This window comes from Arthrobacter sp., from assembly GCF_031179385.1.
In the GTDB taxonomy this organism is placed as follows: domain Bacteria; phylum Actinomycetota; class Actinomycetes; order Actinomycetales; family Micrococcaceae; genus Arthrobacter_D.
Map to the genome: position 1 here is coordinate 1 of NZ_JAPSHV010000110.1, position 8,728 is coordinate 8,728.

At 63.7% G+C, this 8,728-nt stretch carries 7 protein-coding genes; all 7 read right to left on the reverse strand.

All coding sequences use genetic code 11. The features are described from left to right. On the reverse strand, positions 1 to 761 hold a 761-nt coding region (gene yvcK / locus RIF85_RS12955), incomplete at its 3' end, for a uridine diphosphate-N-acetylglucosamine-binding protein YvcK (protein ID WP_309072314.1). Then, positions 761 to 1,660 (reverse strand): RNase adapter RapZ, encoded by a 900-nt coding sequence (gene rapZ, locus RIF85_RS12960; RefSeq protein ID WP_309072315.1) that lies wholly within the window; start codon positions 1,658 to 1,660, stop codon positions 761 to 763. The genes yvcK and rapZ, both read right to left, overlap by 1 nt. 72 nt (positions 1,661 to 1,732) lie before the next feature. After that, positions 1,733 to 3,727, reverse strand: a complete 1,995-nt coding sequence (uvrC, locus tag RIF85_RS12965) for an excinuclease ABC subunit UvrC (protein ID WP_309072316.1) — start codon at positions 3,725 to 3,727, stop codon at positions 1,733 to 1,735. A gap of 65 nt (positions 3,728 to 3,792) precedes the next feature. Then, complete coding sequence (locus tag RIF85_RS12970; RefSeq protein WP_309072317.1) at positions 3,793 to 4,458, reverse strand: lysophospholipid acyltransferase family protein; 666 nt, start codon at positions 4,456 to 4,458, stop codon at positions 3,793 to 3,795. Then, on the reverse strand, positions 4,445 to 5,149 hold the full coding sequence (locus tag RIF85_RS12975; RefSeq protein ID WP_309072318.1) for an HAD hydrolase-like protein: 705 nt from the start codon (positions 5,147 to 5,149) through the stop codon (positions 4,445 to 4,447). The genes RIF85_RS12970 and RIF85_RS12975 overlap by 14 nt, the downstream gene beginning before the upstream one ends. 58 nt (positions 5,150 to 5,207) lie before the next feature. Continuing rightward, entirely contained in the window at positions 5,208 to 8,069 is a 2,862-nt protein-coding gene (uvrA, locus tag RIF85_RS12980; protein ID WP_375164849.1) for an excinuclease ABC subunit UvrA, read from the reverse strand. Positions 8,070 to 8,201: 132 nt separating this feature from the next. Beyond that, positions 8,202 to 8,579: a GntR family transcriptional regulator gene (locus tag RIF85_RS12985; RefSeq protein WP_309072320.1), complete on the reverse strand. Its 378-nt coding sequence runs from the start codon at positions 8,577 to 8,579 to the stop codon at positions 8,202 to 8,204. Positions 8,580 to 8,728: the final 149 nt, after the last annotated feature.

An 8,728-nucleotide genomic window follows, 5' to 3' on the forward strand; every position in this document is an offset into this window, starting at 1 on the left:
AGGCACCGACGCGCAGTGGTGTTGCACAGTGCGTCCCGTAACTCGGGAAGGAGCAGGTGGGGAAGGACCGAGGTGTACCAGGAACCCGGTCCGAGGATCACCCAATCCGCGAGTTCTATGGCATTGAGTGCGTCGACGCACGCCGGGGCATCTTCGGGGAGAAGACGTACCTTGCTCACATTGCCGGCGCTTCCCGCCACGGCGAGTTGCGCCTGCCCCGAAACCTTCCGGAGCCGAAGGCTGCCGTCGACCTCAGTCAGTACGTCGCCCTCGATGGTCAGCGGCACGCTGGCCATGGGCAGCACCCGCCCCCGCGCACCCAGGAGCGCCCCTGCCCACTGCAGTCCCGCGACAGGGTCGCCCAACAACTCCCAGAGAGTCACGATGAGGAGATTGCCGAGGGCGTGGTTGTCGAGAGATCCCTCCACTCCGTCCCGGGATGCGAACCTGTGCTGCATAACATCGCGCCAGGTCCTCCCCCAGTCCGTGTCATCACACAGCGCCGCAAGAGCCATCCGGAGGTCTCCCGGCGGGAGGACGCCGAGTTCATGCCGCAACCGTCCGGAGGAACCGCCGTCGTCGGCTACGGTGACCACGGCCGTGAGTTCGGAGGTGAGCAGGCGCAGTGCCGAGAGCGAGGCTGACAGACCATGCCCCCCACCAAGAGCCACCACCGATGGAGCATTGTCCTGCGATCCGGTACCGGCCCGGCCGGTCGAAGTGGCTGGAATCAGGGGCAGTGATCCGGTGAGGACCGCCACTATTCGCGCCCGAGGTCACGGTGATGAGCGGTCACCTGCAGACGGGGCAGCTGGGCTAGGCGCTGTGCGATCTCCTCGGTCACCGCAACCGAGCGGTGCTTCCCGCCGGTACAGCCCACAGCGATAGTGGCGTAGTGCTTGTTCTCACGGCGATAGCCCTCAAGCACCGGCTCCAGTGCATGGACATACCTGTCGATGAAATCGGAGGCGCCGTTTGCACCCAGCACGTAGTCCCGTACAGGCTCGTCCATGCCGGTCTGCGGTCGGAGCACCGGCACCCAGTGCGGGTTGGGGATGAAGCGGACGTCAGCGACGAAGTTCGCGTCAACGGGCAATCCGTACTTGAAGCCGAAGCTCATGACGTTCAGCCGCAGGACGATCGGCCCCGACTCCGAGAACAACTCGGTGATGGTGGTCGCGAGGGCGTGCACATTCAGCTGAGTGGTGTCCACTACGACGTCGGACGCATGCTTCAGTTCCTTAAGCACCTCCCGCTCAGCGGAGATACCGTCCAGGATGCGTCCGTCTCCCTGAAGCGGGTGCGGGCGGCGTCCCTGCTCGAACCGCCGTACAAGGGTGTTGTCCGCCGCGTCAAGGAACAGGACCCGGTAGGTGATGCCCGCGGCCCTCAGTGCGGCCAGCGAACCCTGCACGTTCTGGAATAGTTCCTTGCTTCGTACATCGATCACTACGGCCAGCTTCGGGATCGATTCAGGAGTCCGCGAAACAATCTCCGTGAGGGTGCCGAGCATCTGCGGGGGAAGGTTCTCCACGACGTACCAGCCGTGATCCTCCAGCGCGTTCGCCGCCGTGCTTCGGCCGGCCCCCGACATGCCCGTGACGACGAGCAACTCGGATTCGGCAGGTTTGACCGGCGTCAGACCGTCAGTCTCGTTCATGTGTTCGTTGTCCGTCCCACCGTTGCACGCAAATGTAAGCCGGCTGGGCGCCGGCAGCCACGTCTACCCTAGCTAAGAATCCACTATTTCGCCGGTCATCATGTTCACGGCGGGGGCAGCAGCGTCGCCGGTTGCATCTCCGCCGTCCTCGGCAAGTTGGCGCCTGATCGTAGCGGCCAGCGCCGGTCCCACCCCCTGCACTTCCTGCAGCTCCTCGACGCTTGCCGCCTTCAGTTTACGAACGGATCCGAAGTGCTTGAGCAGGGATCGCCGCTTCGCCGGACCAAGGCCCGGAACGCCGTCCAGTACTGACACGGTCATGGACTTCCCCCGCTTCTGCCGGTGGTAGGCCAGGGCAAACCGGTGGGCCTCGTCGCGGATACGCTGCAGAAGGAACAGCCCCTCAGAGGCGCGGGGAAGAATGATTGGAAAGTCTCCCTCCGGGAGCCACACCTCCTCAAGGCGCTTGGCGAGTCCGATCACAAAGACATCGTCGATACCGAGGTCTTCCAGCGCGCGCGCAGCCGCGCGGACCTGGGGCTGACCGCCGTCGACCACCACGAGGTTCGGCGGGTAGGCGAACTTCTGGCGCGACGGCGCTTTCGCCTCCTCCGGAAGGGAGCCGGCGCCGTCGTCGGTACCGGGCAGGGAGTCGAGCGGATTGCGCTCCGCCAGGTAGTTGCGGAAGCGCCGGGAGATCACGTCATACATCGAGGACGTGTCGTCCCGTGCGGCATCTCCGGTGATGGAAAACCTGCGGTAGTCGGATTTACGTGGAAGGCCGTCCTCGACCACCACCATGGAGGCAACCACGTTGGTGCCCTGCACGTGGGAGATGTCGAAGCACTCGATGCGCATCAGCGGCATGGGCAGGTCCAGCGCTTCCTGGAGTTCCTGCAGTGCTGCGGATCGGGTGGTGATGTCTCCCGCCCGGCGGCTCTTGTGGAGCCTGAGGGAATCAGCAGCGTTCTGGGCGACCGTCCCGAGCAATGTCGCCTTATCCCCCCGCTGCGGGACGCGGATGTCCACGCGGGCTCCCCGCAACCCGTACAGCCACTCGCGCATCTGCTCTTCGTTGCTCGGCATCTCGGGCACGAGGACTTCTCGGGGAATGCGGTTGTTACTGCTGCTCCCCTCGCCGTAAACCTGCTGCAGGAGATGCTCCACCAGGTCGGCGGTAGTCATGTCCTCGACCTTCTCGACAACCCACCCCCGCTGCCCGCGAATCCTGCCCCCGCGAACATGGAACACCTGCGCTGCCGCTTCAAGTTCATCTTCCGCAAGGGCAAACACGTCGGCGTCGGTATCCTCGCTGAGCACCACGGTGTTCCGTTCAAAAACGCGCTTGAGGGCGGCGATGTCGTCGCGGACGCGCGCTGCCGACTCATAGTCCAGTTCAGCGACGGCTGCCGACATCTTCTGCTCCAGCTCGCGGATGAAGCGGTTGGCCTGGCCGGACATGAAATCGCAGAACTGTACAGCCAGTTCGCGGTGTTCTTCAGGCGACACGCGTCCGATGCAGGGCGCTGAGCACTTGTCGATGTACCCGAGCAGGCAAGGACGGCCGGAACGCTCGGCGCGCTTGAAAACGCCGGAACTGCAGGTTCGGACGGGAAAGACGCGCAGCAGGGTGTCTACAGTCTCCCGAATGGCCTTCGCCGGATAGAAGGGCCCGAAGTAGCGGGTATCCTTCCGGCGGTCCCCGCGCATCACCTGCACCCGTGGGTATTTTTCCCCCAGCGTTACTGCGAGGTATGGGTATGACTTGTCGTCGCGGAACATGACGTTGAACCGCGGATTGAATTCCTTGATCCAGGTGTACTCCAGCTGGAGCGCCTCAAGTTCACTGCCGACGACGGTCCACTCAACACTTGCCGCCGTGTGCACCATGGCGCGGGTGCGCGGCATCAGTCCCTGAGGATTGGCGAAGTAGGAGTTAAGCCGGGAGCGAAGGTTCTTTGCCTTACCGACGTAGACAACCCGCCGATGCTGGTCCCGGAACCGATAAACCCCCGGATCCTGTGGGATCTCGCCGGTTTTCGGGCGGTATGTTGCTGGATCTGCCACCCAAATATCCTACCGGCGCGCTGCTTGCGGGGTGGCGCCGACGCTGTTGGTGCAGACGCACCCGGTTATTCGGAAGGGCCCTTGTTGTACCCGGCTGCCCTGTGCTGCCCTGTCAAGGCGGCGATAGCGTCCATCACCGCGTCTGTCGCCTGCCGTCGCGCGGGTAGCGAGTGATCGGGTCCGGTTCGCTCGAAATACAGCGGCTCACCGATCTTCATCGTGAAGTGCTGCGGCCGGATCCACCGGGCACCCGCGGGTTGCAGGCGCTCAGTGCCCAGAAGGCCGACCGGAACGACCGGGGCGCCCGTCGTCAGGGCGAGCCACCCCACGCCCGTCCGGCCCCGGTACAGCAACCCGTCACGGGAGCGCGTCCCTTCCGGGTAGATGCCGACCCCGTCTCCATGCTCAAGCATGGTGAGCAGTGTCTTCAGCGCCTGCACGCTTGCGGCCTGCTGACCGCGCTGTACCGGGATGGAGCCGACGCCCTCGAAAAAGGATCGCATCAAAGCCCCCTTTATTCCTGTGCCGGTGAAGTACTCGGCCTTGGCGAAGAAGGCTACGGGCCGAGGCATGAGTGCCTGAACCAGAACGCTGTCGAGAAAGGAGAGATGATTGGCCGCAACAATGAAGCCACCCGTTGCCGGTACGTTCTCCAGGCCAAGGACCGTGGGGCGGCAGAGACCTGCGATCAGACCGCGGGTGCTGCTGCGGGTGAGGTCATAGACGCCCATGGGCCACCACCTGCGAGGGTTCGGCGTATGCGAGCACCCGTTCCACAAGTTCTGCGGACGAACTTACGACGGCGGCCGCGCCGGCCTGCGTGAACTCGTCCATACTGCCGAATCCCCACTGCACGGCAATGCATTCCAAGCCGTTCGCGGCTGCACCCTCGATGTCGTGAAGCCGGTCCCCGATCATCAGCGCGTGGTCGAAGTTACCCTGGTGCTCAGCGAGAGCCGCTGCGATGATTGTCCGCTTGCCGTCCAGCAGCGCAGCGGCTTGTTCATCATTGGGCGCCCCGTGGATGGACTCGAACAGGGGCGTCATCCCTTGTATTTCGAGAAGCTCACGCGCCAGCCGCTCCGGCTTCTGGGTAGCTACCCCGACACGGTGGCCCCGGTCCCGGAGCATCCGGACGGCCTCGACGATGCCTGGATAGGGGCTGCTTTCCGCCATACCGTGCATGCGGTACCCGGCACGGTACAGGGCGATGACCTCCGCCACGCGATCCTCCGGCACGCCGGCGATGTCCACGAGTGACCGCACCAGCGCAGGCCCGACCATACGCCGCATGTCGTCAGCACCCGGCACAGGCAGCCCGAGCGATCGCAGCGCCGCAGCGATCCCGCCTGTGATTGCTCCTTCCGGGTTCACCAGCGTTCCATCCAGGTCGAACAGGATGAGCAGCCGCGTATTCTTCACCGAGCAAGTTTCCCATAGTGCGACGCCGTGCCGGAAATGGCATGCCGGCGTCGGAATATTAGGACGCCGGGTCGAGTACCTCCGCCAGGAACTGGCCGGTGTGGCTTCCTTCGGTGAGCGCGATCTGCTCGGGGGTTCCGGTGGCGATGATCTCGCCGCCGCCCGAACCGCCATCCGGGCCGAGGTCGATGACCCAGTCCGCGCTTTTGATGACGTCGAGGTTGTGCTCGATGGTGATCACGGTGTTTCCCTTGTCCACGAGCCCCTGAAGAACCTGCAACAGCTTGCGGATGTCCTCGAAATGCAGACCGGTGGTCGGCTCATCGAGCACGTAGATGCTGCGTCCATTCGAACGCTTCTGCAGTTCACTGGCCAGCTTGACGCGCTGTGCCTCACCGCCCGAGAGGGTGGTGGCGGGTTGCCCGAGCCGCACGTAACCCAGGCCTACATCCACGAGGGTGGTCAGGTGCCGTGCGATCGGTGTGAAAGCAGCGAAGAACTCCGCGGCTTCCTCGATGGGCATGTCCAGAACATCGGCGATGGTCTTGCCCTTGTAGTGAACCTCGAGGGTTTCCCGGTTATAGCGCGCACCGTGGCAGACCTCGCACGGCACGTAGACATCGGGGAGGAAGTTCATCTCGATCTTCAGGGTGCCGTCACCCGAGCAGGCCTCGCAGCGTCCGCCCTTGACGTTGAAGGAGAACCTTCCCGGCAGGTAGCCGCGGACCTTCGCTTCGGTGGTTTCGGCGAAGAGCTTTCGGATGTTGTCGAACACCCCGGTGTAGGTTGCCGGGTTGGATCGCGGCGTCCTGCCGATCGGCCCCTGGTCGACGTGGATGACCTTGTCGAGGTGCTGGAGGCCGTCGATTCGGCGGTGCCGACCGGCGACCTGCTTGGCGCCGTTGAGCTTGTTCGCGAGGACCTTGTACAGGATCTCATTGACCAGGGTGGACTTGCCCGATCCGCTGACCCCCGTGACGGCAGTGAGCACGCCCAGCGGGAAGGTGGCGTCGACGCCCTTCAGATTGTGCTCACGAGCGCCGACGACCTTGAGCTGCCGGGAACGGTCGATCTTTCGACGCTTCGCCGGAGGCTCGATCTTCCGCCTCCCCGAGAGGTAATCGCCCGTTATGGACCGCTCGTTGCGCAGCAGGTCCTCCAAGGAACCCGAGTGGACTACCTCGCCGCCGTGCTCACCGGCGCCCGGGCCGATGTCCACGATCCAGTCCGCTTCGTTGATGGTGTCTTCATCGTGCTCAACGACGATCAGTGTGTTTCCGAGGTTCCTCAGCCGCGTGAGGGTCTCGATGAGACGGCGGTTGTCGCGCTGGTGCAAGCCGATGGAGGGTTCGTCGAGTACATACAGCACGCCAACCAGGCCGGAGCCGATCTGGGTGGCCAGGCGGATACGCTGCGCCTCACCGCCGGACAGCGTACCTGCCGCCCGTTCGAGATTGAGGTATTCGAGACCGACATCCAGCAGGAAACGAAGGCGGGCCTGGATCTCCTTCAAAACCTGGGAGGCAATCTGCGCCTCGCGGCCCGTCAGGACGAGGTTGTTCAGGAAGTCGCTGCATTCGCGCATCGGCAGGGCCGCGACCTCGGCGATCGAACGGCCGTTGATGAGCACCGACAGGGAAGCGGGATTGAGCCTGGCTCCACCGCATTCGGGGCAGGGAACCTGCCGCATGTATTCCTCATAGCGGTCCCTCGCGTAGTCGGACTCCGTCTCGAGGTGCTTGCGGTGAATGTACTGGACCGCTCCCTCAAATCCGGTGCTGTACTTCCGTTCACGTCCGAATCGGTTGCGGTACTGCACAACGACCTTGTGGTCCTTGCCGTACAGGGCGGCATCCCGGGCGTGCGCGGGCAGCTTCTTCCAGGCGGTATCCATGGAGAAATCGAGCTCCTTGGAGAGCCCTTCGAGGAGGCGTGTCCAATATTCGAGGGTGGCGGCGCCGAGTGCCCAGGGGGCGATTGCGCCTTCGCGGAGCGAAAGGTCAGGGTTGGGTACGACGAGTTCCTCATCGACTTCAAGCTTGGTGCCGATACCGGTGCAGGCCGGGCACGCACCGAAAGGGTTGTTGAAGGAGAACGACCGGGGCTCGATCTCATCCAGCGCAAGCGGGTGCTCGTTGGGACATGCCAGGTTCTCGGAGAATGCGCGCAGCCGATGCGGATCGTCGGCCTCGAGGTCGACGAAGTCTGCCAGCACCCGCCCCTCGGCGAGCTTGAGCGCCGTCTCGATGGAATCGGTGAGCCGCTGCCGTACACCCGGTTTGACGACCAGGCGGTCCACGACGACCTCGATGGTGTGCTTGAACTGCTTGCCCAACTTCGGTGGATCGGTGAGCTGGATAAGGTCACCGTCCACGCGTGCCCGGGAGTATCCCTTTGCCGACAGGTCCTGGAAGAGATCGACGAATTCACCCTTGCGGCCGCGCACGACGGGCGCGAGTATCTGGAACCTTGTGCCTTCAGCGAGCTCCATGAGCTGGTCGACGATTTGCTGTGGAGTTTGCTTGGTGACCGCTTCACCGCACTGCGGACAGTGGGGCCGACCCACGCGTGCCCACAGCAACCGCATGTAGTCGTAGATTTCGGTGATGGTTCCCACGGTGGACCGCGGGTTCTTGCTGGTCGATTTCTGGTCGATGGAGACCGCAGGAGACAAACCCTCAATGAAGTCGACGTCGGGCTTGTCCACCTGTCCGAGGAACTGGCGTGCGTAAGCAGAGAGGGATTCGACGTAGCGGCGCTGCCCCTCCGCGAAGATGGTGTCGAAAGCGAGGGAGGATTTACCGGAGCCGGAGAGACCGGTGAAGACGATCATCGCGTCCCGGGGCAGGTCCAGATCGACGTTGCGCAGGTTGTGTTCCCGTGCACCCTTGACCACAAGCCGCGAGAGATCCTGGGGCATTTTGTCGGGGTGGGCGAAAGCGGAATCCACGGAGGTTGCTATAGACACCATTTCACTTTAGAGGAAACAGTGTTCGAAGACATATTCGAACGTCGATTTTTCCGGGTATTCGCGGCGTGTCGCCTCGTATGTTCACCGACGGCGCAGAGCCGCCCGCAAATACGAAACTGCTTCCTCCTCGGTCAGGCCGTTCGCCTTGATAAGCCGTGCATACTCGGCCGCACCTTCTGCTGCCTTGCGCCGCGCCTCGTCCCCCGCCGCCGCGACCACAGTCCCCGCCCGCGAACGTGTGACGACAATATGCGCCTGCTCCAGTTCCCGGTAAGCCCGGGCGACCGTATTGACTGCAACACCGAGATGGCCCGCGAGCGTGCGGACCGGTGGCAGCCGGGTACCCACCGGCAGGGAGCCGTCATTGGCGGCGTCCAGTATCTGCACGCGCAACTGTTCGTACGGGGGCACTGAGCTGTTGGGATCGATCCGCAGCCACGCCGATACATCAGAATTCACGGTGCGCGCTCCTGGACGACAGTGGGAAAGGTGCTCACATTGTGCCACGCGGTGTCATGCATCACCATCAGTATTAGAGTTGCCCGCATGCATGATCTTGCCGATGTGACCATCAGGAGCATCTCTGTCAGCGAGATGGACAACAACGT

Bases quoted from the DNA above. Each gene is read 5' to 3' on its own strand.
- uvrA (WP_375164849.1), bottom strand. From the start codon at position 8,069: ATGCCCCAGGATCTCTCGCGGCTTGTGGTCAAGGGTGCACGGGAACAC.
- rapZ (WP_309072315.1), bottom strand. From the start codon at position 1,660: ATGAACGAGACTGACGGTCTGACGCCGGTCAAACCTGCCGAATCCGAG.
- RIF85_RS12970 (WP_309072317.1), bottom strand. From the start codon at position 4,458: ATGGGCGTCTATGACCTCACCCGCAGCAGCACCCGCGGTCTGATCGCA.